This is a genomic window from Streptomyces sp. NPDC048291 (assembly GCF_043201715.1).
Lineage (GTDB): Bacteria > Actinomycetota > Actinomycetes > Streptomycetales > Streptomycetaceae > Streptomyces.
In genome coordinates, this window is the sequence record NZ_JBICZC010000005.1 from 385,414 (window position 1) to 410,073 (window position 24,660).

Here is a 24,660-nt window from a genome sequence, read left to right on the forward strand (position 1 = left end):
CTGATCAGCACGTGCGTGCGCGGCTGTCCCGGACAAAGCCCGACCGGTCATCAACCCGTTGACGGGCCTCGAAGGCGAGATCGAATGAGCAACCCGCGCAGGCCGCGACGTCAGCAGCAGCGCGCCATCGACACGAGGCAGCGCATCATCGACACCGCCGGCTCGCTCTTCGTGACGGACGGCTACGACGGGACGTCGGTCGGCGACCTCATCACCGCCGCACGGACCAGCAAGGGGGCCTTCTACCGGCATTTCCCGGGCGGGAAGATGGACGTGGCGACGGCCATCATGCACGACACGCTGACCATGGACGGCCTGCTGGAACAGCGGATCATGCTCCAGGAAGTGGTCGACATCGGCATGATCCTCGCCCACCGGATCGCCCACGAGAACGCGCTCCAGGCCGCTCTGAAACTGTCGTTCCACAGCAACGCGCCGGATACCTACGGAACGCCCTGGCCGGACTGGATCGCTTTCAACACGGGGCAGCTCGCCGAGGCGCGGCGACGCGGCGAGCTGAGGAAATTCGTCGATGCCGAGGAGCAGGCCCACCAGATCGCGGGCAACTGGGCCGGAGTGGTGCTCCTGTCGAACACGCTCGACCGGCACATGCGGAATGTCGAGGCGCGGATCTCCCGCATGTACCGCAACCTGGTGACCGCGATCGCGGTGCCGGACCTCCTGCCCGAGCTGGACTTCTCCGTGGACCGGGGCCGGAACCTCTACACCGCGTTCCTGGAAGCCCCGGCCGACCCGAGCGATCCGGAGCCGTCGCCGACCGGACCGGTCGAAGGCGGCCCGGAGTGAGTGGGCGGGGCGGAACGGCGGCCGGCGCCGTGTGCCGGCCGTCCGCCTAGACGGACGCGGACAGCGCCGCCACCAGCACCGGTGTCACCTGCTCCACCTGCCAGGGCCGGGCGCCGTAGCCCACCAGCGCGGCCCCCACGGTCTCCGCGTCGACGACCTGCGGCGGCTCCCAGCAGATCCTGCGCACGCTGTCCGGCGAGACGAGGTTCTCCTGCGGCATGGTGAGCTGCTCGGCCAGCGCCGAGACCGCGGCCCGGGCGGCCGACAGGCGCGCAGCCGCGGCGGGGTCCTTGTCGGCCCACGCCCGGGGCGGCGGCGGCCCCGTCACGGGCTGTCCAGGCTGCGGCAGCGCGAGGTCCGGCAGCGCCTTGGCGCGGTCCACCGCGGCCTGCCACTGCTCCAGCTGGCGCCGCCCCATCCGGTGGCCGTAGCCGTTCAGTCCCGCGAGGGCGTGCACGTTGGCCGGCAGCCCCAGCGCGGCCTCCACGATCGCCGCGTCACTGAGCACCTTGCCCGGAGACACGTCCCGCTTCTGCGCGATCCGGTCCCGGGTCTCCCACAGCTCGCGCACCACTGCGAGCTGCCGGCGCCGGCGCACCTTGTGCATCCCCGACGTGCGGCGCCAGGGGTCCTTGCGCGGCTCGGCCGGCGGCGCCGCGGCGATCGCGTCGAACTCCTGCCGCGCCCACTCCAGCTTCCCCTGCCGGTCCAGCTCCTTCTCCAGGGCGTCCCGCAGGTCGACGAGCAGCTCGACGTCCAGCGCCGCGTACCGCAGCCAGGGCTCGGGCAGCGGCCGGGTCGACCAGTCGACGGCGGAGTGGCCCTTCTCGAGCACGAACCCGAGGACGCCCTCGACCATCGCGCCCAGTCCGACCCGGGGGAACCCGGCGAGCCGGCCGGCCAGCTCGGTGTCGAAGAGGCTGCCGGGCGTCATGCCTATCTCGCGCAGGCAGGGCAGGTCCTGGGTGGCCGCGTGCAGCACCCACTCGACGCCGGCCAGCGCCTCGCCGAGGCCGGACAGGTCGGGGCAGGCGACGGGATCGATCAGCGCGGTCCCGGCGCCCTCGCGGCGCAGCTGGACGAGGTAGGCGCGCTGGCCGTAGCGGTAACCGGAGGCGCGCTCGGCGTCGACGGCGACGGGCCCGGAGCCGGCGGCGAAGGCGGCGGTCACCGCGGCCAGCGCGGCCTCGTCCACGACCACCGGCGGAATGCCCTCACGGGGCTCGAGCAAGGGGATCGGCGCCTCCGTCACAGAAGATCCGGCGTCGTCCGGGGGAGTGCCCCCGGTGGTGCGCAGTGAACTGTCTGCTGCGGTGTCTTGGGCGTCGGTCACATGTCAAGGGTATCTGTGTGTGGACGGCGTCCGTCGACGGAACGTTCCGTCGACGGACGCCGGAGGGTCGTAAACCAGTCAGGCCGGTGAAAGATCAGGTCCACGAACGGGGGACAGCGGGTTACGACGTGACGCCGGACCAGCGGCCGTCCGGTCATGTCGGTGAACGTACGACCGGTCGGTGACGGGCGATCGGTGGGACCGTTCGGTGATCCCCGAGATCCGGGATCGGTGATCGGCCATCAGTGACGGGCCGTCGGTGTTCGGTCGGTCGGTGTTCGGTCGGTCGTCGAGCGGTCGTTCGTCGAGCGGTCGGTCGGTGTCGGTCGGTGTCGGCCGGTCAGTGGATGATGCCGGTGCGCAGGGCCACGGCGACCATCCCGGCGCGGTCGCCCGTGCCGAGCTTGCGGGCGATGCGGGCGAGGTGGCTCTTGACGGTGAGGGCGGACAGTCCCATCGAGACGCCGATCGCCTTGTTCGACTGGCCCTCCGCGACCAGCCGGAGCACCTCGACCTCACGGCCGGAGAGCTCGCGGTAGCCGCCCGGGTGGCTCGGGGCACCCGGGGGGCGGCGGTGCATGCGGGCGGCGGCGCCGATGGGGGCGGCACCGGGTCGGGTGGGGAGCCCGATGTTGGTGCGGGTGCCGGTGACGACGTAGCCCTTGACACCGCCGGCCAGGGCGTTGCGCACGGCGCCGATGTCGTCGGCGGCCGACAGGGCCAGGCCGTTGGGCCAGCCCGCCGCGCGGGTCTCGGACAGGAGGGTCAGGCCGGAGCCGTCGGGGAGGTGGACGTCGGCGACGCAGATGTCGCGGGGGTTGCCGATGCGGGGACGAGCCTCCGCGATGGACGAGGCCTCGATGACATCGCGCACGCCGAGCGCCCACAGGTGGCGGGTGACGGTGGAGCGGACGCGCGGGTCGGCCACGACCACCATGGCGGTGGGCTTGTTCGGGCGGTAGGCGACCAGGCTTGCGGGCTGCTCTAGGAGAACGGACACCAGGCCTCCTGGGTGGGGGACGGGGCCGGCTTGTGGGGAAGAAGCCGGGACGAACCGTGCTTTCAAGGTCACAGTCGTCTTCGGCACCAAACCCGTCCGCCTTTAGAGAATGATCACGATCTGGTGAGTAACAATACGTGCAATTCGGACACGCGATCGATCATCCGAAGATCGAATCGGTTCGGGCCGTTGCCGTACGGGACAGAAAGTGGCCGTATCGACAAAGAGATGGTCAATGAAGGGTGAGCCGACGGGACTCGGGTGGACAGGGTGAGCCGACGGGACCCGGGTGGACGGGTCCCCGATCCGCGACGGTGCGGGTTCAGCGCGCCTGCGGGTCGCGGCGCTGCGGCAGGGTGACCACCGAGGCGTCGCCGGGAGAAGCCGGCGGCAGCCCCGCCACCTGCGCCAGCAGGTCGCACCACGAGGCGAGATGGGCGGCGGTGTCCGGCACGCCGGCACGGCCCTCCCGGGGTGTCCAGGAGGCCCGGATCTCGATCTGCGAGGCGGCGGGGCGCGCGGACAGCCCGCCGAAGTAGTGCGAACTGGCGCGCGTCACGGTCCCGCTCGGCTCGCCGTACGACAGGCCGCGCGCCTGGAGGGCCCCGGTCAGCCACGCCCAGCAGACGTCCGGCAGCAGCGGATCGGCCGCCATCTCCGGCTCCAGCTCCGCGCGTACCAGGGTGACCAGCCGGAACGTGCCGTGCCAGGCCTCGTGCCCGGCCGGGTCGTGCAGCAGCACGAGACGCCCGTCGGCGAGATCCTGCTCGCCGTCGACCACCGCGGCCTCCACGGCGTACGCGAACGGGGCGAGACGCTGCGGGGCGGGCGTCGGCTCCACCTCGACCTGGGGCCGCAGCCGGGCACCGCGCAGCGCGTCGACCGCGGCCCGGAAGGCCGGCGGTACCGGTGGCGCCGTACTCCCGGTATGTCCTTCGTCCTCCTCGGTGTCCTTCCCCTCGCCCATCCCGCCAGCGCCGTCCGACAGTCGTCCCTGAGCCGCAGCCATGCGGGGAAGAGTAAGGGGAACGACGCCTTCGCGCAGGGAGAGACACCACCTAAGGGCCATGTAAGGGCGCCGCGATGCCGGCTTCCGGGGCGTGCGAGACTTGCCGTCGTGAGTGCGAACGGAAGCCCCGCGGGCCAGCAGCCGACAGCGACGTACGACAGTGCCTTCCTCAAGGCGTGCAGGCGTGAACCCGTGCCGCACACCCCCGTGTGGTTCATGCGCCAGGCCGGCCGTTCGCTGCCCGAGTACCACAAGGTGCGCGAGGGCATCCCGATGCTGGAGTCGTGCACGCGGCCCGAGCTGGTCGCCGAGATCACCCTCCAGCCCGTGCGCCGGCACGGCGTGGACGCGGCGGTCTACTACAGCGACATCGTCGTCCCGCTCAAGGCCATCGGCATCGACCTGGACATCAAGCCCGGCGTCGGCCCGGTCGTCGCGCACCCGATCCGCACCCGCGCCGACCTCGCCCAGCTCCGCGACCTCACCCCCGAGGACGTCTCCTACGTCACCGAGGCAGTCGGCCTGCTCACCGCCGAGCTCGGCCCGACCCCGCTGATCGGCTTCGCCGGCGCCCCCTTCACCCTCGCGAGCTACCTCGTCGAGGGCGGCCCCTCGCGCACGTACGAGAACGCCAAGGCGATCATGTACGGCGACCCGGAGCTCTGGGCCGACCTGCTCGACCGCCTCGCCGACATCACGGCCGCCTTCCTCAAGGTGCAGATCGAGGCCGGCGCCTCCGCCGTCCAGCTCTTCGACTCCTGGGCCGGCGCGCTCGCCCCCGCCGACTACCGGCGCTCGGTGCTGCCCGCCTCCGCGAAGGTCTTCGACGCCGTCGCCGGATACGGCGTCCCGCGCATCCACTTCGGCGTCGGCACCGGCGAACTGCTGAAGCTCATGGGCGAGGCCGGCGCGGACGTCGTCGGCGTCGACTACCGGGTCCCGCTCGACGAGGCCGCCCGCCGCGTCGGCCCCGGCAAGGCGCTCCAGGGCAACCTCGACCCGGCCGTCCTGTTCGCCGGCAAGGATGCGGTGGAGACCAAGGCGCGCGAGGTGCTCGACGCGGCGGCCGGTCTCGAAGGGCATGTCTTCAACCTGGGGCACGGCGTCATGCCGTCCACCGACCCGGACGCGCTGACCCGCCTCACCGAGTTCGTCCACACCGAGAGCGCGCGCTGACCCGGTCCGCTACCAGCCGTGCCGGGGCCGGGCCCGCCTGCCGAACAGCAGGCCGCGCGGTTCCGGCGGCGGGGGCGTGCCCGGCTTGAGCGGCCAGGCGAGCACCATGCCCACCAGGAAGCCGACGATGTGCGCCGCGTACGCCACGGTCCCGGCGTCCGAGACGCCCTCGCCGGACGAGTACACGGCCTGGAGCACGAACCAGAAGCCCAGCACCAGCCAGGCCGGCAGCCGCAGCGGCAGGAAGACCAGGAACGGGACCAGCACCCAGACCCTGGCCGTCGGGTAGAGGACGAGATACGCGCCGAGGACGCCGGCGATCGCGCCGGACGCGCCGATCAGCGGGTCGCCCGACGAGGCGTTGACGAGCGCGAAGCCGTAGCCGGCCGCATAGCCGCAGAAGACGTAGAAGAGAATGAAACGGATGTGGCCCATCCGGTCCTCGACGTTGTTGCCGAAGATCAGCAGGAAGAGCATGTTGCCCAGCAGGTGCAGCCAGCTGCCGTGCAGGAACATCGCCGTGAAGACCGACAGCGCCGGCGACTTGTCGTAACCGGGCGGGCCGACGACACAGCCGGCGCCGTTCCGGCCGATGCCCACCTGGCCGGTCGGGACCAGCTGCGGCATCTGATGGTGGATCAGCTCCTTGGGGACCGCCGCGTAGTGGTCCATGAACGCCTGCAGATGACACAGCTGCGACAGGTCGCTGCCGCCGGCCACGGAACCGGCTATGCCGGGCGTGAAGAGGAAGACGAGCACGTTCGCGGCGATCAGCGCGTACGTCACGTACGGCGTGCGACGCACCGGGTTCACGTCATGAACGGGGATGACCACAGCTGACTAGTGCCCAGGGAGGGGGCGCTCGATGCGCGGGGTGCCCCGCTGAACGTCGTCACGCGCGCGTGCGTATGTCCTTGCGACCGACGTGAGGCTCAGGCGACGTGAGGAACAGGCGATGAACGAGCGGGTTACTTCTCCGGGATTCCCTCCCATGCAGGCCCTGCCCGACGGTGAGGCCGAGATCTCCCTGGTCGTGCGGCTGCCCTGGGAGGACGTGGCGCGGCTCGGCCAGGAGGCGGGGCGGCTGGCCGCGCAGATGCAGCGGCCGGTGACGCTGGACGAGGCGGTGAGCAACCGGCTGCGGTCGACGCGGCCGGGTGCGGCGCATGCGCGGCCGGGGACCGAGCAGCCTGCTGCCGCGGCTGCGCCCGGTGGGGCGGGGGTCACTTCGCTGCCGCGGATCAGTGGGACGGCTTGATCGCCGTTGTGGGGCGCGGGTGCGTGGGGGCTGGTCGCGCAGTTCCCCGCGCCCCTTGGCGGGCGACCTGGGCGCTGCTCAGAAAGTCCCGCTGCGCACCTTGGCCGTTGCCTTGCGCGCGGCCACGAGTACCGGGTCCCACACCGGGGAGAACGGTGGGGCGTAGCCCAGGTCCAGGGCTGTCATCTGTTCCACCGTCATGTTGGCCGTGAGGGCGACCGCCGCGATGTCGACCCGCTTGCCCGCGCCCTCCCGGCCGACGATCTGGACGCCGAGCAGGCGGCCCGTGCGGCGTTCCGCGAGCATCTTGACCGTCATGGGGGTGGCGCCGGGGTAGTAGCCGGCCCGGCTCGTGGACTCGATGGTGACCGTCTCGAACCGCAGGCCCACCCGGAGCGCGTCCTTCTCGCGCAGGCCGGTGCGGGCGATCTCCAGGTCGCACACCTTGCTGACCGCGGTGCCGACGACACCCGGGAACGTGGCGTAGCCGCCGCCCACGTTGGTGCCGATGACCTGGCCGTGCTTGTTGGCGTGGGTGCCCAGCGGGATGTACTGCTCCTGGCCCGAGACCAGGTTCAGGACCTCCACGCAGTCGCCGCCCGCCCAGATGTCCTCGTGCCCGCGCACCCGCATCGCGAGGTCGGTGAGGAGGCCGCCGTGCGCGCCGACGGGCAGGCCCGCGGCCTCGGCCAGGCCGGTCTCCGGGCGGACGCCGATGCCCAGGATCACCACGTCCGCCGGGTACTCGGCGTCCTCCGTGGCCACCGCGCGCACCCTGCCGTCCTGGCCGGTGAGCACCTTGGTGACCTCGGTGTCGTCGACCATGGTGATGCCGAGGCCCTCCATGGCCTCGTGCACCAGGCGGCCCATGTCCGGGTCGAGCGTGGACATCGGCTCGCTGCCGCGGTTGACGACCGTCACCTCGTAGCCCCGGTTGATCATCGCCTCGGCCATCTCGACGCCGATGTAGCCGGCGCCGACCACCACGGCCCGGCGGCCACGCGTGCGTGCCAGCGTGTCCAGGAGGGCCTGGCCGTCGTCCAGGGTCTGCACGCCGTGCACGCCCGGCGCGTCCGCGCCCGGCATGTCGGGGCGGATCGGGCGGGCGCCGGTGCCGATGACGAGCTTGTCGTACGGCGTCCAGGACTCGGCGCCGGAATCGACGTCACGCGCGCGTACCCGCTTCCCGGCCACGTCGATCTCCGTGACCTCGGTGCGCATCCGCAGGTCGATCGCACGCGCGCGGTGCTCCTCGGGGGAGCGGGCGATCAGATGGTCCCGCTCCTCGACGTCGCCGCCGACCCAGTACGGGATCCCGCACGCCGAGTAGGAGGTGAAGTGGCCGCGTTCGAAGGCCACGATCTCCAACTCGTCCGGTCCCCGCAGCCGACGCGCCTGGGACGCCGCGGACATGCCCGCGGCGTCACCGCCGATCACGACCAGTCGTTCCCGTCCACCGTTCATGCTCATGCGAACACGCTACGGGGCGCGGGCATTTCGGGCTCGCTCAGGTCTCGCTGCCGGGCTGCGTGGGGGTACGGCGCCGGCGGGCGAGCCGCCACCACAGCAGTGCCAGTACGGCCGCCAGGGCGGCGAACGGCAGGGCCGCGCCCAGCGCCAGGGCGATCCAGCGCAGCATGGTGACGAAGACGTGCCAGCCGCCGGACAGGGCGTCCACGAACCCCGGGGAGTCGTCCTTCGCGGCTGCCTTCGTCACCGGTGTCGGGGTGAGCGACAGCGTGATCGTGGCCATGCTCGTACGGTCCTTCAGGGATGCCTGCCGGGCCAGCAGCGACTCCAGGTCGGCCTCCCGGCTGCTCAACTCCCCTTCCAGGGTGACCACGTCACCGAGCTTGGCCGCCCGGTCCATCAGCTCGCGGATCCGGGCCACGCTGGCCCGCTGCGACCTGACCCGGCTGTCCACGTCGACCACCTGCTCGGTGACGTCCTGCGCCTTCGCCGTGCGGTCGATCAGCTTGCCCGAGCCCTGGAGGCCGGCGAGCACCTCGTCGTACTTCTCGGCGGGGACCCGGAGCACCACGCGGGTGCGTTCGCGGCCCCCGGAGTCCCGGGTGGTGGTCTCGTCGCCGACGTAGCCGCCGGCGTCCTCGGCCGTGGTGCGGGCCGCGTCGAGGGCCTTGGGCACGTCCTTGACCTGCACGGTCAGCGAGGCGGTGCGGATGATCCGGTTGACGGTGAGGTCGGGCGTGGTCCTGCCGGTCCCGCTGCCGCCGTCCTTGGCGCCCGCCGAGCCCGCCGCCTCCGAGGCAGCGCTGTTGACGTCGGCCTTGGCATCGCTCGCGGAGCTGCCGTCGGAACCGCCGTCCGCGCTGCATCCGGTGAGGACGAGCGCGGCGGCGAGCAGCAGGCCGGCGAGGGCGGGGCGTACGGGTCGTGCGGGATGGCGCATGGTTCCCCCCGGGGACGGTGACAACTGACGCGACTTCGACGCCGGGGCGGGGCGGGACGTTCGGGGCCGACGGTTCCGGTGCGGTCACGGTCCGGACGCGTACGGGTCACCGGGCCGGGGCGGGAGTGTCGGTGCGGTCTGAGAGAGTGAGGTCATGAGCGCAACGGGTACGGGCACGGGCCGGGTCGTCGTCGTCGGAGCCGGGATCGCGGGGCTGGCCGCGGCGCACCGGCTGCTGGACCGGGGCGCGCGCGTGACCGTGCTGGAGGCCTCGGAGCGAGTCGGCGGCAAGCTGCTGCCCGGCGAGATCGCGGGCGTCCGGGTCGACCTGGGCGCCGAGTCCATGCTGGCCCGCAGGCCCGAGGCGGTCGCCCTCGCCCGCGAGGCCGGGCTCGGCGAGCGGCTTCAGGCCCCCGCCACCGCCACCGCCTCCGTCTGGACCCGGGACACGCTGCGCCCCATGCCCAAGGGCCATGTCATGGGCGTCCCCGGCACCGCCGCCGCGCTGTCCGGCGTGCTGTCCGAGGAGGGCCTCGCCCGCATCGAGCGCGACGCCGACCTGCCCCGCACCGAGGTCGGCGACGACGTCGCGGTGGGCGGGTACGTGGCCGCCCGGCTCGGCCGCGAGGTCGTCGACCGGCTGGTCGAGCCCCTGCTCGGCGGGGTCTACGCGGGCGACGCGTACCGCATCTCGATGCGCTCCGCGGTCCCGCAGCTCTACCAGGCCGCGAAGACCCACGACTCGCTGACGGAGGCCGTCCGCGAGATCCAGGCCAGGGCGGCCGCGGCCCAGCAGACCGGGCCGGTCTTCATGGGCATCGAGGGCGGCGTCGGCACCCTGCCGCTCGCGGTCGCCGAGTCGGTCCGGGCCCGCGGCGGCGAGATCCTCACCGGCACGCCCGTGACCGAACTGCGCAGGGAACCCCGGGGCTGGCGGATCGCCACGCCCGGCCGGGTGCTGTACGCCGACGCCGTGGTCGTCGCCGTACCGGCGCCCGTCGCCGCCGGCCTGCTGCGCGCCGAGGCGCCCGCCGCCGCGGCCGAACTGGCCGCCGTCGAGTACGCCTCGATGGCACTGATCACCCTCGCCTACCGCCGCGCCGGGCTCGGCCTCCCGGCCGGCAGCGGCTTCCTCGTCCCGCCCGTCGACGGCCGCACCATCAAGGCGTCCACCTTCGCCTCCCAGAAGTGGGGCTGGATCGCCGACGAGGACCCCGACGTCGTCGTCCTGCGCACCTCGGTCGGCCGGTACGGCGAGACCGCGGTCCTCGGCCGCGAGGACGCCGAGCTCGTGGAGCTCTCCCGGCACGACCTGCGCGCGGCCACCGGCCTGGACGCCACGCCACTGGAGACCCGCGTCACCCGCTGGACCGACGGCCTGCCCCAGTACCCGGTCGGCCACCACGCGCGCGTGGCCCGCGTCCGCGAGCACGTCGGCAGGCTCCCGGGCCTCGCGGTGTGCGGCGCGCAGTACGACGGCGTCGGCATCCCCGCCTGCGTCGCGAGCGCGTACGCGGCGGTGGACCAGCTGGCGGGCGACCTCGCCGGGGCCGAGGAGCTGACGGCCAACCCGGTGCAGAGCCTGCACGGCGGAGCGGGAGAATAGGGACCATGAGTGACGACGCCCCCACCACCGAGTCCGGCAGGGTCCCGAACAAGGGCAAGCTGGCCAAGGACCTCAACGAGGTCATCCGCTACACCCTGTGGTCGGTCTTCCAGCTGAAGGACGTGCTGCCCGAGGACCGCGCGGGCTACGCCGACGAGGTCCAGGAGCTGTTCGACCAGCTCGCCGCCAAGGACGTGACCGTCCGCGGCACCTACGACGTCTCCGGGCTGCGCGCCGACGCCGACCTGATGATCTGGTGGCACGCCGAGACCAGCGACCAGCTCCAGGAGGCCTACAACCTCTTCCGCCGCACGAAGCTGGGCCGCGCGCTCACGCCGGTGTGGTCGAACATGGCGCTGCACCGCCCCGCCGAGTTCAACCGCTCGCACATCCCGGCGTTCCTCGCCGACGAGACCCCGCGCGACTACGTCAGCGTGTACCCGTTCGTGCGGTCGTACGAGTGGTACCTGCTGGCCGACGAGGACCGCCGCCGGATGCTCGCCGACCACGGCAAGATGGCCCGCGGCTTCCCGGACGTGCGGGCCAACACGGTCGCCTCGTTCTCGCTCGGCGACTACGAGTGGGTGCTGGCCTTCGAGGCCGACGAGCTGTACCGCATCGTCGACCTCATGCGCCACCTGCGCGGTTCCGAGGCCCGCCGGCACGTCCGCGAGGAGGTCCCGTTCTACACGGGCCGCCGCAAGGACATCGCGGAGCTGGTCGCGGGCCTCGCCTGACCGTCGTCAGTGCCGGCCGGCCTTGCCCTTCAGGGAGTCCCGCGGGTTCTTCCCCCGGGCATGGTCGGCCGGTGCCGTCGCCTTCGGCTCCGCGTGCCCTTCGCACGAGGCGCGCCGCTGCGGGAGCCGGCCCTCCAGCAGGTAGGCCTCCAGGTAGCCGTTCACGCACTTGTTGGGGCCGCCGCCGATGCCGTGCGTGCCCGCGTCCCGCTCGGTCACCAGCACCGAGTCGGACAGCCGCCGGTTCATCTCCAGCGCGCCCGCGTACGGCGTGGCCGCGTCCCGCTCGGCCTGCAGGATGAGCGTCGGCGGCAGCTCACCGGGGCCCGTCCGCACGTCGAGCGCCTGCTGCCGGGGCACCGGCCAGTAGGCGCACGGCAGGTTCATGAAGGCGTTGTCCCAGGTCTCGAAGGGCGCCACGCGCGCGAGCCGGGTGTTGTCCCGGTTCCAGGTCTGCCACTTCGTCGGCCAGGACGTGTCGTTGCACTCGACGGCCGTGTAGACCGCGTTGCCGTTCTCCGCCTCGGCGGCCGTCTCCGCCGCCGGTGCCGCCAGCCGGACCAGGGGCTTGGCGTCCCCCTTCAGGAACTTGGACAGCGCCTCCGCCCGGCTCGGCCAGAAGTCGTCGTAGTACCCGGCCGACAGGAACGCGCCCTGCAACTGCCCCGGCCCGACCTTCCCGCCGGCCGCCTTCTTCGCCAGGCGCTTGGCGGCCTTGTCGTAACTCGCCTGCACCTTCGCGGCGGTGTTGCCGAGCTTGTACACGGCGTCGTTTCTGGCGATCCACTCCCGGAAGTCCGCCCAGCGGCTCTCGAACGCCGCCGACTGCTCCAGGTTGTTCCGGTACCAGACCTGCGCCGGGTCCGGGTTCACCGCCGAGTCCAGCACCATCCGCCGTACGTGCGAGGGGAAGAGGGTCGCGTACAGCGCGCCGAAGTAGGTGCCGTACGAGGCGCCCATGAAGGTCAGCCGGTTCTCGCCGAGGGCCGCGCGCAGCACGTCCAGGTCACGGGCGTTGTTGAGCGAGGTGTAGTGGCGCAGCTTGCTCCCGGAGCGCTTCAGGCAGCCTTGCGCGTACGCCTTCGCCTCCTTGATCCGGGCCTTCTTGTACTCCTCGGAGGGGTGCGTCGGCGACTGCGACGGCGCCTTGTAGAAGTGCCTGGGGTCGACGCAGGACAGCGGGGCGGAGCGGTCGACGCCGCGCGGGGCGTACCCGACCAGGTCGTAGGCGGCGGCGATGCGCTTCCACTCGGGCAGTGCGCCGACCATCGGGAAGAGCATGCCGGAGGCGCCGGGCCCGCCCGGGTTGTAGACCAGGACGCCCTGCCGGGGCACCCTGCGCTTGCTGTTGTGCGGGTCCTTGTGGGTGGCCGCCACCCGGCTGACGGTCAGTCTGATCTGCTTGCCGTCCGGGTGCGCGTAGTCCAGCGGGACGCTCACCGTGCCGCACCGGAAGGTGTCCGGCGCCTCCAGGCCGGCGGCGCACCTGCCGAAGTCGATGCCCGCGGCGCGCGCCCGCGCGGCGGCGACGGCGGTGCCGTGCAGTTCGGCCGCCGCCGTGTCCGGGACGCGGGGGGCGCTCCCGGCCGGGGCGGCGGCCAGGGTGGTCAGGATCAGTGACCCGGCGGCCGAGTACAGGGCGGGGGCTCTCATGGCGTATCCCTTCGGAGCAACGGCTGCGGTGGCGTGGCGGCAAGGGCACCGCAGCGACTGCACGGCAGCAATAAAAGGGATATTTCGACCGGTTGAGGGGGAAGGCAAGCACCATCGGGCCGGTGTCGGCGCATTGCCCCCTATGCGCCCCCGCTCACTCCCGTGGCAGCTGGTCCCGGTGTGCGAAGGCCGCACGCAGCTCCGGCTCACCGATCGCGCGGATGCCCCGGACGGCGACCGAGGCCAGCAGCGACTGGTCGTCGGCCGCGCGGTTCGCCCGCCGGTTCAGCGAGCCGAGGAGCCGCTGGCCGGCCGGGGAGGCCCAGCGCGAGTACGGGTGCGCCTCGACCCGGGCGATGGCCAGGCAGCTCAGCGTCAGGGTGAGGGGCAGCGCGAACCAGACGGCGACCAGGTCGCGCGGCATCTCGGTCGGCGCGGGCAGCGTGAGCGCGGCGACTCCGAGCCCGAGGATGGCCAGCGCGGCGGCCCGGACCTGCCGGACACCGGAGGCCACGGTCGTCCGCGCCGCCGCGTCGGGCACCGCGAGCCCGGCCCGCACCAGCCCCTCGCCGAGACTGCGCACGGCGTCCGTGTCGGCCGCCGCCGAGCGCACCGGCGCTATCCGTGACTGCCCCTCGGGCCCGATGGCCCCGATCACCGACCGCTCCATGTCGTCCCGCGCCCGCGGGTCCACGACGGTCGCCCAGCCGGTGTGGGCGAGCAGCAGCCGCTGCTCCCGGGCCATGGACACCAGCGTCAGGTCGGCGACCCGCGCGGGCCCGCCGGACAGGAACGCGGCCTCGTACAGCGTCAGATCGTGCCCGTGGCCCGCGTCCGCGCCGACGGCCGCCGTCCGTACGGCGGCCAGGCACAACCGGGTGCAGGCGGTGCCGGCGACGGCCCAGGCCAGGAGCAGGAGAAGGACCCAGAACATGACACGTTTCTATGCCAGGGTCCTGGCCACCGCCATGCCCTGTTCACATTCCGGACCGAGTGTTGTGGGTATGTGACGTTCCGTTTCCCACGCAGGTCAGGGATTGGCGGAGACCGGGTCCGGGCCGGCGGTGGCGGGCGGCAGCGTGTACGTCGGGGACGGCGAGGGGGCCGGTGCCGGCCCCGACGCGACCGGGGTCGCGTCCGCCGGGGCGACGACGGGCGGTGCGGCGACGGGGGAGGGCGTGGTGGCCAACTGCTGCGCCAGCGTGCCGAAGTCGACGTAGCCGGTCGCCTCCAGGACCTTGATGTGGTCCAGGACGGTGGTGTTGGCGTCGTCGGCGAGATCGCGGACCAGGGTGTTCTGGGTGGCGGCGCGGACCTGGGCGACCACGGAGAAGACCCGGCCGTGCGCCAGCCGCACGATGTTCGCGAACTCGCGGTCGAAGTCCTGGCCCTGCGCGGCGTTCAGCGTGGCGAGCCACTGCTGCTGCTGGGTGTTCGGGCTGTTCGGGATCGGCACGCCGAGCTGGGTGGCGACGGTGCGGACGTGGGCGTCGAGGGAGGTGTGCCCGTCGACGAGGTGCTGTCCTGCCGTCCGTACGGCGGCTGTGGTGCCCTTCTGCTCCGCCAGCTCCCCGGCGGGCAGCTCCCAGAGCCCGGCGAGGCGGACCTTGACGATGAAGTCCCGGTCCTGCGCGGACAGCGGGCCGTACGCCGTGGACACGGTCTGGGCGCTGAGCACGTTCACCGAGCCGGTGGGGTCCGACCGGTCGGCGTACGACCAGATCGGGAACACCAGGGCGGCGAGGGTCGCCGCCAGACAGACGATGATCAGCCCGGTACCGCTGAATATGCCTCGTCCCTGGACGGGGGGTCTGGATCGCGCGCGCATGATGCCTCCTGCACCGCACGGTGGGGCTTCGCCGTGCGGGGTTGGCATATTACCGAGGGGCCGAGGAAGGTCCTTCGGCCGCGGGACGGTGGGGGCCGGTCGCGCGGTTCCCCGCGCCCCTTGCGGGGCCGCCCAGCCGCGGGCAGCCGGTTCACCGCGGGCCGGTGGGGGCTGGTCGCGCGGTTCCCCGCGCCCCTGAAAGCGAAAACCCAGCTGCGGGCAGTCGTGCCGCTGGGGCGGCACGGGTGGGCGCGGCGGCACTCGGCTGGCGCCGGTGAGCGTCCCCCGGCGCTAGCCCCGCCGCAGTACCCTCCGTGCCAGGGACCGCCGCGGGGCCGATCCCGCCCGCTCCTGCCACCACTGGTCCAGCCGCCGACGAGAGGCCCAGTCCTCCGGCCGTCCCTTCCGCAGCAGGTCCCCCGCGAACTCCAGGGCGTCCCGCCGATAGCCGTCCGTCATCGGCCGCTCCGACGCGTACGCCAGGAACGCCGCCCGATACCCCGCCCCCAGAATCTCCGGCAGCTCCGGTGCGAGCTTCGCCACCACGTCCGCCCGCTTCGCCGCCAGCGCCCGCGCCTGCACCCCCATCCGCACCCGGTCGAACCCCTCCGGCACCGGCGTCCCCGCGACCAGCGACGACAGCACCGCGGTCTGCGCGAGACCGACCCGCTGCCGGGTGGCGTCGGGGACCTCGGGTGCGGGAGCCGCCGGCGAGGGCTCCCAGGGGCCGCCGGCCACCGCACCGCCGGCCGCGACCGCCGTCCGGATCGCGGCCAGCTCACGCTCCAGCTCGGCCGGTTCCGGGAAGTTCTCGTCGCGTTCCAGCAGCACACCCGGCGGCGCGGTGCGGGACGCGAGGCCGGTGAGGATGTCCAGGACCGCCGGGGGCACGGGGTGGGCGTGGCTGTCGTGCCAGACGCCGTCCCGCTCGAAGCCGCCCGCGACGTGGACGTACGCGATCGCCTCCACGGGCAGCCCGGCGAGCGCCTCGGCCGGGTCCTCGCCCCGGTTGACGTGGTTGGTGTGCAGGTTCGCCACGTCGATCAGCAGCCGTACCCCGGTACGGTCCACGAGGTCGTACAGGAACTGCCCCTCGGTCATCTCCTCGCCCGGCCAGGAGACGAGCGCGGCGATGTTCTCGACCGCGAGCGGTACCGGCAGCGCGGCCTGGGCGATGCGGACGTTCTCGCAGAGCACGTCGAGGGCGTCCCGGGTGCGGGGGACGGGGAGCAGGTGGCCGGCCTCCAGGACCGGCGAGGCGGTGCGCGGCCCGCCCGCGCGGACGAACGCGATGTGCTCGGTGACCAGCGGCGCCCCCAGCGCCGCCACCCGCTCGGCGAGCGCGGCGAGCCGGTCCTCGTCCGGGCGGTCCGCGCCGCCGAGACCCAGCGAGACGCCGTGCGGTACGACCGTCACCCCGCGCTCGCGCAGCCGCAGCAGCGAGTCGGGGAGGTGGCCCGGACAGGTGTTCTCGGCCACGACCTCGACCCAGTCGATGCCCGGCATGCGCTCCACGGCGTCCGCGATCTCCGGCCGCCAGCCGATGCCCGTCCCCAGTCGCTCCGAGGTCATGGCCGTCCCCCCTCCTGTTCCGACTGCCTGTTCCGACTGCCTGTTCCGACTGCCTGTTCCGGCTGTCTGTTCCGGCTGTCTGTTCCGAATGACGGGGGTATGGCCCCGGAGCGCGTCCGCGAACCGTGCTGCCTGCCGCTTCAGAGCAACATTTGAGGTTCGGGGTCGCGCTCCGGGGAGCTGCCGGGCTAGCGGCTGAGGACGCCGCCCTGCGAGGCCTCCGGGTCGGGGCGCGCGGTGTTCACCGTGCCCGGTTCGCCGGGGGAGGGGCTGGACGTGGTGCGCACGTCGCCGCTGGCCTGCGCGGCCGGCGCGGAGGGCACCACGATCCCGGGCGCCGGCACCGCGGGACCGGTCGGGCTGGCCGTGGTCGCGTTGGCGATCTCGTTGGCGATGGCCTCGAAGTCGACCTTGCCGGTCTTCTCCAGGATCGTGATGTGGTCGAGGACGGTCTGGTTGGCGTCCGAGGCCAGCTGCCGCACCAGGCTGTTGCGGGTGGTGTTCCGTACCGTCCCGATCGCCGGGAAGATCTTGCCGTGCGCCGCCCGCAGCAGGTTCACGAACTTGTACTCGTACTCCGCGCCGGTCGCCGCCGACATCTCCTGGAGCCAGCCCTGCTGCTGCTCGTTCGGCACGTTGGGCAGCTCGACGCCCAGCTGCCCGGCGACGATCCGGACCCGCCGGTCCAGGTCGGTGTGGCCGACGATCAGATGGTCGCCCGCCGCCTTGATCTCCGTGCTGGGCGCCCGCTCGATGGCCTGCTGCCCGGCCGGCAGCTCCCACAGCCCGGCCAGCCGGACCCGCACGATCAGATCGCGGTCGGAGGCCGTCAACGGGCCCCACTCGGTCATCACGGTCCCCGCCGCAACGTTGGCCTGCCCGGTGCCCGAGCGGTCGGCGTACGACCACACGGGGTACACGAGCGCGCCGACGGTAGCGGCGAGGGTCGCCAGAATGAGGGCCGTTGGGTTCAAACGCCGCAAGGGATGCCTCCCCGTGTCGCTGGTTCAGTGCCAGGACGTACGGGTGCGGCGGCAGCGGTGTTCAAACAAACGGCAAAGTTTGCCAGGGGAGTTAAAAAACCGCAGCTCAGCGAAGTGAGGGATGGTCCGCGACCACCGTGCAACTGCCCGGCGCGATCTCGGTGAACCCGGCGTCCCGCACCAACGGCAGCCCGCTCTCGGTCAGTTCACGCCACTCGGCCGGGTCCGCGCTGCGCACGGCGAGCGGGAACCCGGCGTCGCGCCATGCCTCCCGCTCCTCCTCCGGCAGCGCCCACCAGGCCAGTTGGGCCCCGTGCCCGGCCTGCGCCATCGTCTTGCCTGCCGACATCTCCAGCTCCGGGTTCAGCCACAGCACGGGCGCGGACCGGTCGGCGTCCGTGGGCGGTTCGGGGTCGTCCAGCTCGGTCCCGGACACCTGCAGCTTGGCCAGCTCCCTGGGCCACCCGTCCAGGGGAACCGGCGGAAACACCCGTACCTCGGCCGACTTCCCCGTGAGGGTGATCCCGGGCAGCTCCCCGGCCCGCCGCCACTCGGCCCCCCGCGCCCGCCGCACGACCTTCCGGATCCGCGCGTCCTCCCAGTCCCGAACGGCCTGCGCCCACTCACCGTCCCCCAGGGCGCGCTCATCACTGAGCATCACGAGAACGGCCCGAGCCGCGGTTTCAAGAGCATCGGTGCGGGCCGGCGGTGCCGACTTCTCGATCCGCACGACAAGAGGCAGCACGAACTGGGGTGCTTCGTCCCGACTGTTCGCCGAGACCTGGAAAGGAGCGCTCACCGCACCAACCTATAAGGGGCGCGGGGAACTGCGCGAACAGCCCCCACGCACCCGCGGTCCGCACACCACCGCAACCAACCACTCCGGTCCCGCCCCACAATGTTCCCATGCACCGTGATCTTGAACTGGCCCGCGTAGGCCGCCGCTACGGCATACGCGGCCCCTGGGTGTTAAGAGGCGTCGACCTCACCCTCACCCCCGGCTCCCTCACCCGCGTGGAAGGGGCCAACGGCACCGGCAAGTCCACCCTGCTCCGCATCGTCGCCGGCATAGACACCCCCACCGAGGGCCGCGTCACCGGCCGCCCCCGCAGCGCGTACGTCCCCGAGCGCTTCCCCTCGGCCCTCCCCTTCACCCCCGCCGGCTACCTCACCCATCTCGGCACCGTCCACGGTCTATCCCGCAGGTCGGCCGCCGCCCGCGCGGCGGACTGGCTGGAGCGGTTCGGCGCCGCGGCCTACGCGGGCACGCCCATGGCCCAGCTCTCCAAGGGCACCAGCCAGAAGGTCGCCGTCGCCCAGGCGCTGCTCGCCGACCCCGAACTCCTCGTCCTCGACGAGGCCTGGACCGGCCTGGACGCCGAGGCCCGCGCGGAACTGGAGCGGGCGGTCGCCGAGCGCACCGCAGCGGGGGGTGCCGTGCTGTTCGTCGACCACGATCCCCGGCGGCTCGCGGGCGCGCCCGACGCGATCCACCGGGTCGTCGGCGGCACCCTCGAACCCCGTACCGCCCAGGAGACTCCACCTGGCGCCCCGCTCACCGTCGTCACCGTGCGGGGCCCGGCCGGCGGCCGGCTGCCCGCGGACGCGACCCGCGCGGCGGCCTCGGCGGAGGAACCGAGCCCCGGCACCTACCGTCTTACGGTTCCCGCGTCCCACTCGGACGTGGTCCTGCGTGCCCTGCTCACGTCCCGCCCGCCCTGGCACGTGGTCTCCGTCAGCCCCCCGCACGTCCCGCCGGACGAGAAAGACCGCCCATGACCGCACTCCTGCGCTACCAGACCGCTCTCCTCCTGCGCTCCCAGCGCTGGCTGCCCCCGGTGATCCTGTACGCGGTGTTCCTGGGCGTGGGCGTGCAGAGCGGTCAGCCGGTGCTGGACTCGCTCGGCTACACGGCCGCCGCGCTGCTGCCGGTGGCCGCCTGGCTGGTGCGGATCTGCGTCACGGGCGAACCGCCGGCCGCCCGGGCCTGTGTCACGGCGGCCCGCGGCCCGGCCAGGGCCCATCTGGCCGCCCTGCTCACCGCCCTCTTCGCCGCCGCGCTGCTCGGCACGGCCGCCACCCTGGTCGTGACGGCGATCAGCCGGCACGCCACCAACGACCACCAGCTGCCCGTGTCACCCCTGCGGGCCGGGGCCGCCGGTCTGCTCGCGACCCTCGCCTGCGCGCTGCTCGGCACGGCCGTCGGCGCGCTCACCAACCGGCCGCTGCTGCGCTCGCCGGGCCGGGCGGTGCCCGCGATGCTGCTGGCCGCGCTGCTCTCCACGGTGCTCGCCGGTTCCCCGGCCCACGCGGCGGTCAGCGGCCTGGTCACCGGCTCGGAGTCCGGCCGGATCCCGGTCTCCCCGCTGCCGACGGCCGCGGCGGCCCTGCTTGCCACCGCGGCCTTCGCGACGGCCTGCGCCCTCAACGGCCGCCGCTCACCCTGAACAGGCGCTCCGCTGGCCTCCTGCCTCCCCCACTCTCGGCTTCGCTCGAGCGGGGGGACCCCCAGCACCGCGGACACATCGTGATGCCCTTGTACGACTGCGGGTACTCCGTCGGCTCCCGGCACAGCACACACTCCGCGTACGGCGGCCCGTCCGCCTTCGGCGGCTTCGCGCCCTCGGTGATCGTGCAGTAGCCCTCGTGCCGTTCGTCGCTCATGTCTCCAGCGTAGGACGGTCACCGGTGACCCGGCGTCTCCCCGATCAGCTCGGAGACCTTCACGAACCGGAAGCCCCGTTCGCGTAGTTCCGGTACGACGGTCCGCACCACCTGTTCGGTGGTCGGGGCGGCGCTGCGGGTGCAGTGCATGACGACCACGGAACCGGGCTTCACGCCGTCCAGGACCTGCTTGGTCACCGCGTCGGCGTCCGTCGCGAACGCGTCGCCGCTCACCACGTCCCACTGCACCGCGGTGACCCCGAGCGCGCCGACCGCGCGCAGCGCCTGCCGGTCGTAGCAGCCGCCGGGGAAGCGGAAGTACGGCATCGGGTGCGGCACCCCGGCGCGGAGCAGGGCGGCGTAGGCGCGCTCCACGTCCGACTTCATGTTCGCGGCGGCGACGGTCGGCAGGCCGTAGCAGTCGCCGGTGAACGCGTAGTGGCTGTAGGAGTGGTTGGCGACCTCGAACTGCGGGTCGCGGCCCAGGGAGCGGGCCTGGGCCGGGTACTCGTCGGCCCAGCGGCCGGTCATGAAGATCGTGGCCGGCACCTTCAGCCTGCGCAGGGTGGCGATCAGCGCCGGGTTGTCGAAGTGCTCGCCCTTGGCCGCGCGCGGCCCCTGGTCGGCGGTCATGTCGGCGTCGAAGGTCAGGGCGACGGTCTTGCCCAGGGTGCGCGGGCCGTTGGTGAAGACGGGTGCCGTGCCGCCGGGCCCGGGGGCGAGCGTGGGCGGCGGGGTGGCGGAGGAGGAGGCCTTGGGAGGAGCCGGGGGTCCGGCGTGCGGGGCCTCGGTGGTGCCGCAGGCGGCGAGCGCGGCGCCCAGGGCGACGCATACGGTGGTCGTACCGGGAAGACGGCGTGCTAGTCGGATCACCGTACGAACGTAGGTCGGTATGTCCTATTTTCCGGTGTGGCGCGGCGGGCGGTACGGCACCGGGTCACCCGGGCGGCGGTCCCGTCCGGGCGGCGCTCTCGCCGATCCCGGCCGGGGTGTCGCCGTTCGGCCCCGGCTGTCCGCCGGCCCGCTCCAGGAATCGCAGCAGCTCCACCGGGAACGGCAGGACCAGCGTGGAGTTCTTCTCGGCGGCCACCGCCACGATCGTCTGGAGCAGCCGCAGTTGCAGGGCCGACGGGGTGGCCGCCATCTGCTGCGCCGCCTCCGCCAGCTTCTTCGAGGCCTGGAGTTCGGCGTCGGCGTTGATGATCCGGGCCCGGCGCTCCCGGTCGGCCTCGGCCTGGCGGGCCATCGAGCGCTTCATCGTGTCCGGCAGGGACACGTCCTTGATCTCGACCCGGTCCACCTGCACGCCCCAGCCCACGGCCGGGCTGTCGATCATCAGCTCCAGACCCTGGTTGAGCTTCTCGCGGTTGGAGAGCAGGTCGTCCAGGTCGCTCTTGCCGATGATGGAGCGCAGTGAGGTCTGGGCCATCTGCGAGACGGCGAACTTGTAGTCCTCGACCTTGACCAGCGCGCTCACCGCGTCGACCACCCGGAAGTAGACGACCGCGTCCACGCGCACGGTGACGTTGTCCCGGGTGATGCCCTCCTGGGCGGGGACCGGCAGCGTCACGATCTGCAGGTTGACCTTGTGCAACCGGTCCACGAACGGGATCACCAGATTGAAGCCGGGCGTCCGCACGTCACCGGAGACGCGGCCCAGCCGGAACAGCACACCCTGCTCGTACTGCTTGACGACCCGCGCACCGGCGGCCACGTACAGCGCGCCGACGCACAGCGCCGCCACCAACGCGACCAGCAGCTCCTGAACCATCACGACCCCCAGGTAAAGAGGACCGATATGTCTGTTGCTGTAACGATATGCCCGAGGGGACGGTCGGGGCCACGGCCTCTGGTCCCAGGTCCGGGCCGGGGTGCCGAGGGGCGTCGGCACCCCGGCCCGGGGCGGCCGCCGGTTCAGGCGGCCGTGACCTTCACCGGCTCGGTGTCCGCGTCGCTGTGCCGCTGGGCCCAGCTCTCCAGCGCGGTCCGGCAGGCGTGATCGAGGTGGTGCAGCCCGGAGAGGTCCACCCGGATCGGGCGGTCCTGGGGCAGCGCCTCCAGGCTGTCGAGGATCTTCGGCAGCCGCAGGAAGGTCGCGTTGCCCGACAGGTAGGCGTCGATCGGGCCCGCGCCCTTGTCGACGACCTCCAGCTTCAGGTGCGAGGCCTCCCAGGCGGTCTTGACGATCGACAGGGCGAGCCCGATCAGCACGCCCTCGAACATGCTCACCGCGACGATCGACACCGCCGTGACGACGAGGACGACCGCCTCGCCCCGGTGCTCCCGCCACAGCACGGCCAGCGCGCGCACCGGGATCAGCTTGGCGCCCGAGTAGACCAGGATTCCGGCCAGCGCCGGGATCGGTATGTAGCTCAGGACTCCCGGCAGCAGGGCCGCGAACAGCAGCAGCCAGACGCCGTGCAGCACCCGGGACGCCTTGGTGCGGGCGCCCGCCTGGACGTTGGCCGCACTGCGCACGATCACCGCGGTCATCGGCAGCGCGCCGAGCACCCCGCAGAGCGCGTTGCCCGCGCCCTGGGCGATCAGTTCCTGGTTGTACCGGGTGCGCGGACCGTTGTGCAGCCGGTCCACGGCCGCCGCGCTGAACAGCGACTCGGCGGACGCGATCAGGGTGAACGCGACGATCGTGCCGATCACCCCGGCGCTCGCCAGTTCGCCGAAGGCGCTGAGCGGCGGCGGCTGGACGGAGTCCAGCAGTCCGTGCACCTCGACGGTGGCGACCGGGAGGCCCAGGGCGAAGGCGGCCAGGGTGGCGAGGCCGACGGCGGCCAGCGGTCCGGGGACCGTCCGCACCTTCGCCGGGGCGTACTTCCACAGCACCAGGACCGCGATCGTGCCCGCGCCGAGGGCGAGCGAGGCCAGCGCCCCGCCGTCCCCGAGGGCGTCCAGGAACGCCCCGGGCAGCCCCGCTATCTTGCCGGGGCCGGACTCGGGGGCCTTGGCGGCGAGCGCCGGATACAGCTGACCGGCGATCAGCACCAGGCCGATTCCGGCCAGCATGCCCTCGACGACCGAGACCGAGATGGCCCGGAACCAGCGCCCCAGCCGCAGGACGCCCATGGTGATCTGGAGGAGGCCGGTGATCAGCACGATCACGCCGAGCAGCGGCAGCCCGAACTCCCGCACCGCCTCGAAGACGAGCACGGTCAGGCCGGCGGCCGGCCCCGACACCTGAAGGCTGCTGCCCCGCAGCAGCCCGGTGACGAGACCGCCCACGATGCCGGTGACCAGGCCGAGTTCGGCCGGGACACCGGAGGCGACGGCCACGCCCACGCAGAGCGGGAGCGCGACCAGGAAGACGACGAGGGAGGCGGCGAAGTCCTGACGTATGTAAGGGAACTTGGTCATCGCGGTGCTCACAGGGCCTCGAAGGTGTCGGTGGCGGAGCGGTGTTCGCGCACGGCACCGGTGTGGACCTCGTAGTACCAGCCGCGCAGGGTCAGTTCGCCCGTGCTCAGCTTCTTGTCGATGCAGGGGTACGAGCGCAGCCGCAGCAGCTGGGCGAGCACGTGGTTCTGCACGCCCTCGGCGACGGCCGGGTCCTCCGCCGCCCCGCTCGGGCGCGGCTCGGCGCTGGCCAGCCAGTCCCGTACGGCGGGTACGGCGGTCAGGTCGTCGCCGCGCACCAGCGCGCCGACGGCACCGCAGTGCGAGTGCCCGCAGACGACGATGTCGCGGACGCCGAGCACCTCCACGGCGTACTCGACGGTGGCCGCCTCGCTGGTGGGGTGGACCGAGGCGTAGGGCGGGACGATGTTGCCCGCGGTGCGCAGCTCGAAGAGCTCGCCCGGCCGGGCGCCGGTGATCAGGGCCGGGACGACCCGGGAATCGGAGCAGGTGATGAAGAGCACCTGAGGGGACTGGCCTTCGGCGAGTCTGGCGAACTCCTCAGGGCGCTGTCCGAACGTACGGGCGTTGTCGATGAGGGGCTGCATGGTGTGTGGACTCCTCCTGGCGCGCTACAGCGGCGCGTCGGGCTTGCACGACGGTCGTGGGGGATGGTGTGGGGGGAGGGCGCGGCGGCATGGGGAGCCGTGCGGAGCCCGTCCGGTCAGCAGCGGAAGACCTGCAGCGCGGCCGGTGAGTGGGCTCTCGACGCTCTCGACGTGCGGTGGTGCCCGGTGCTGGGAGGCACCGAGGTGCGTATGGCCTCGGTGTGCCGCGCGGTGGGCGGACGGTCGTCCGCCCAGCCTGCGGTGGCGCTGCGATGGCGGTCGGCGTTCCGCGGCGGGCCGGGCGGCTCGCCGCAGAGGCCGTGGAGGTCGCGGAGGATGTGCGACCCGGCGCGCACGGCCTTCCCCGAGGACTGCGGCCCGGCCTGGGCCTTGGCCTCGACATGACTGAGGGTGTGCGCGGCTGCGAAGGTTTCCGCGGGCGCGAAGAACTGGACGGCGAGCAGGGCGGCGGCCAGGAGCGAGAGCAGGGTCCGGGCCGTCGTACCTCGGAACATGAGCCCCCCTAGCGGCAGTTCACGCCTCTCGTGTGCACCAAGCACAGGTCAATGGTTGGTCAAGAAACACGTTAACCCTGCAAAGTTGTTTGCAGGGTTAACTCGGTGTTGCGAGCCGAAGAGAGCGTGAAAAGTGCCGGTGGCGTGGCCTGA

25 protein-coding genes are annotated in these 24,660 nt (G+C 72.9%); 7 read left to right on the top strand and 18 right to left on the bottom strand.

The features are described 5' to 3' along the window. Positions 1 to 84: 84 nt before the first annotated feature. Complete coding sequence (locus ACGF5O_RS15635; protein WP_393810412.1) at positions 85 to 807, top strand: TetR family transcriptional regulator; 723 nt, start codon at positions 85 to 87, stop codon at positions 805 to 807. Between the two features lie 46 nt (positions 808 to 853). Here ACGF5O_RS15635 and ACGF5O_RS15640 read toward each other — a convergent pair whose 3' ends face one another. From ACGF5O_RS15640 to ACGF5O_RS15650, 3 genes are all read right to left on the bottom strand, one after another. After that, complete coding sequence (locus ACGF5O_RS15640) at positions 854 to 2,140, bottom strand: HRDC domain-containing protein (RefSeq protein ID WP_393810413.1); 1,287 nt, start codon at positions 2,138 to 2,140, stop codon at positions 854 to 856. A gap of 340 nt (positions 2,141 to 2,480) precedes the next feature. After that, positions 2,481 to 3,140 carry a response regulator transcription factor gene (locus ACGF5O_RS15645; RefSeq protein WP_181808392.1) on the bottom strand — a complete coding sequence of 220 codons (660 nt, stop codon included), beginning with the start codon at positions 3,138 to 3,140 and terminating at the stop codon, positions 2,481 to 2,483. Positions 3,141 to 3,462: 322 nt separating this feature from the next. Next, complete coding sequence (locus ACGF5O_RS15650; protein WP_362601631.1) at positions 3,463 to 4,149, bottom strand: DUF3000 domain-containing protein; 687 nt, start codon at positions 4,147 to 4,149, stop codon at positions 3,463 to 3,465. A 108-nt stretch (positions 4,150 to 4,257) separates the two neighbouring features. On the opposite strand from ACGF5O_RS15650, the gene hemE reads away from it, so the two are divergent. Then, positions 4,258 to 5,325 (top strand): uroporphyrinogen decarboxylase, encoded by a 1,068-nt coding sequence (hemE, locus tag ACGF5O_RS15655; RefSeq protein ID WP_393810414.1) that lies wholly within the window; start codon positions 4,258 to 4,260, stop codon positions 5,323 to 5,325. A 9-nt stretch (positions 5,326 to 5,334) separates the two neighbouring features. On the opposite strand, the gene ACGF5O_RS15660 is transcribed toward hemE, so the two are convergent. Then, positions 5,335 to 6,159, bottom strand: coding sequence for a rhomboid family intramembrane serine protease (locus tag ACGF5O_RS15660; protein ID WP_393810415.1), 825 nt, complete (start codon positions 6,157 to 6,159; stop codon positions 5,335 to 5,337). Positions 6,160 to 6,280: 121 nt separating this feature from the next. Here ACGF5O_RS15660 and ACGF5O_RS15665 point away from each other — a divergent pair, with 121 nt between their 5' ends. After that, positions 6,281 to 6,583 (top strand): hypothetical protein, encoded by a 303-nt coding sequence (locus ACGF5O_RS15665; protein ID WP_393810416.1) that lies wholly within the window; start codon positions 6,281 to 6,283, stop codon positions 6,581 to 6,583. A gap of 78 nt (positions 6,584 to 6,661) precedes the next feature. Here the strand turns inward: ACGF5O_RS15665 and ACGF5O_RS15670 are convergent, their stop codons facing one another. Next, entirely contained in the window at positions 6,662 to 8,053 is a 1,392-nt protein-coding gene (locus tag ACGF5O_RS15670) for an FAD-dependent oxidoreductase (protein ID WP_393810417.1), read from the bottom strand. A 37-nt stretch (positions 8,054 to 8,090) separates the two neighbouring features. Continuing rightward, on the bottom strand, positions 8,091 to 8,993 hold the full coding sequence (locus ACGF5O_RS15675; protein ID WP_393810418.1) for a DUF4349 domain-containing protein: 903 nt from the start codon (positions 8,991 to 8,993) through the stop codon (positions 8,091 to 8,093). A gap of 154 nt (positions 8,994 to 9,147) precedes the next feature. Here ACGF5O_RS15675 and hemG point away from each other — a divergent pair, with 154 nt between their 5' ends. Together hemG and hemQ are read left to right on the top strand one after the other, a co-directional pair. Further along, positions 9,148 to 10,599: a protoporphyrinogen oxidase gene (hemG, locus tag ACGF5O_RS15680; protein WP_393810419.1), complete on the top strand. Its 1,452-nt coding sequence runs from the start codon at positions 9,148 to 9,150 to the stop codon at positions 10,597 to 10,599. Between the two features lie 5 nt (positions 10,600 to 10,604). Further along, complete coding sequence (gene hemQ / locus ACGF5O_RS15685; RefSeq protein WP_393810420.1) at positions 10,605 to 11,336, top strand: hydrogen peroxide-dependent heme synthase; 732 nt, start codon at positions 10,605 to 10,607, stop codon at positions 11,334 to 11,336. A gap of 6 nt (positions 11,337 to 11,342) precedes the next feature. On the opposite strand, the gene ACGF5O_RS15690 is transcribed toward hemQ, so the two are convergent. The 6 genes from ACGF5O_RS15690 to ACGF5O_RS15715 form a co-directional block, all read right to left on the bottom strand. Then, positions 11,343 to 12,989, bottom strand: coding sequence for an alpha/beta hydrolase (locus tag ACGF5O_RS15690; RefSeq protein ID WP_393810421.1), 1,647 nt, complete (start codon positions 12,987 to 12,989; stop codon positions 11,343 to 11,345). Positions 12,990 to 13,143: 154 nt separating this feature from the next. Further along, positions 13,144 to 13,923, bottom strand: a complete 780-nt coding sequence (locus tag ACGF5O_RS15695; RefSeq protein ID WP_393810422.1) for a TIGR04222 domain-containing membrane protein — start codon at positions 13,921 to 13,923, stop codon at positions 13,144 to 13,146. A 96-nt stretch (positions 13,924 to 14,019) separates the two neighbouring features. Next, entirely contained in the window at positions 14,020 to 14,817 is a 798-nt protein-coding gene (locus ACGF5O_RS15700) for a DUF4142 domain-containing protein (RefSeq protein WP_393810423.1), read from the bottom strand. 291 nt (positions 14,818 to 15,108) lie between these two features. Next, positions 15,109 to 16,389: a DUF692 domain-containing protein gene (locus ACGF5O_RS15705; protein WP_393810424.1), complete on the bottom strand. Its 1,281-nt coding sequence runs from the start codon at positions 16,387 to 16,389 to the stop codon at positions 15,109 to 15,111. Between the two features lie 188 nt (positions 16,390 to 16,577). After that, complete coding sequence (locus ACGF5O_RS15710) at positions 16,578 to 17,372, bottom strand: DUF4142 domain-containing protein (RefSeq protein ID WP_393810425.1); 795 nt, start codon at positions 17,370 to 17,372, stop codon at positions 16,578 to 16,580. A 106-nt stretch (positions 17,373 to 17,478) separates the two neighbouring features. Next, on the bottom strand, positions 17,479 to 18,171 hold the full coding sequence (locus ACGF5O_RS15715; protein ID WP_393810426.1) for an aminoacyl-tRNA hydrolase: 693 nt from the start codon (positions 18,169 to 18,171) through the stop codon (positions 17,479 to 17,481). Positions 18,172 to 18,278: 107 nt separating this feature from the next. On the opposite strand from ACGF5O_RS15715, the gene ACGF5O_RS15720 reads away from it, so the two are divergent. Continuing rightward, positions 18,279 to 19,151 carry an ATP-binding cassette domain-containing protein gene (locus tag ACGF5O_RS15720; protein ID WP_393810427.1) on the top strand — a complete coding sequence of 291 codons (873 nt, stop codon included), beginning with the start codon at positions 18,279 to 18,281 and terminating at the stop codon, positions 19,149 to 19,151. Then, positions 19,148 to 19,819, top strand: a complete 672-nt coding sequence (locus tag ACGF5O_RS15725) for an ABC transporter (protein WP_393810428.1) — start codon at positions 19,148 to 19,150, stop codon at positions 19,817 to 19,819. The genes ACGF5O_RS15720 and ACGF5O_RS15725 overlap by 4 nt, the downstream gene beginning before the upstream one ends. Here the strand turns inward: ACGF5O_RS15725 and ACGF5O_RS15730 are convergent. From ACGF5O_RS15730 to ACGF5O_RS15755, 6 genes are all read right to left on the bottom strand, one after another. Beyond that, complete coding sequence (locus tag ACGF5O_RS15730; RefSeq protein WP_393810429.1) at positions 19,797 to 20,036, bottom strand: hypothetical protein; 240 nt, start codon at positions 20,034 to 20,036, stop codon at positions 19,797 to 19,799. The two genes, ACGF5O_RS15725 and ACGF5O_RS15730, sit on opposite strands and share 23 nt — an antisense overlap. An 18-nt stretch (positions 20,037 to 20,054) precedes the next feature. Next, positions 20,055 to 20,909: a polysaccharide deacetylase family protein gene (locus ACGF5O_RS15735; protein WP_393810430.1), complete on the bottom strand. Its 855-nt coding sequence runs from the start codon at positions 20,907 to 20,909 to the stop codon at positions 20,055 to 20,057. A 64-nt stretch (positions 20,910 to 20,973) separates the two neighbouring features. Then, on the bottom strand, positions 20,974 to 21,807 hold the full coding sequence (locus ACGF5O_RS15740) for a slipin family protein (RefSeq protein ID WP_393810627.1): 834 nt from the start codon (positions 21,805 to 21,807) through the stop codon (positions 20,974 to 20,976). Positions 21,808 to 21,950: 143 nt separating this feature from the next. Beyond that, complete coding sequence (locus ACGF5O_RS15745) at positions 21,951 to 23,405, bottom strand: SulP family inorganic anion transporter (RefSeq protein ID WP_393810431.1); 1,455 nt, start codon at positions 23,403 to 23,405, stop codon at positions 21,951 to 21,953. Between the two features lie 8 nt (positions 23,406 to 23,413). Next, positions 23,414 to 23,992 carry a carbonic anhydrase gene (locus ACGF5O_RS15750; protein ID WP_393810432.1) on the bottom strand — a complete coding sequence of 193 codons (579 nt, stop codon included), beginning with the start codon at positions 23,990 to 23,992 and terminating at the stop codon, positions 23,414 to 23,416. A gap of 116 nt (positions 23,993 to 24,108) precedes the next feature. Beyond that, the gene (locus ACGF5O_RS15755) at positions 24,109 to 24,507 is read right to left on the bottom strand and encodes a hypothetical protein (RefSeq protein ID WP_393810433.1); all 399 of its coding nucleotides are present in this window, start codon (positions 24,505 to 24,507) and stop codon (positions 24,109 to 24,111) included. Positions 24,508 to 24,660 lie beyond the last annotated feature (153 nt).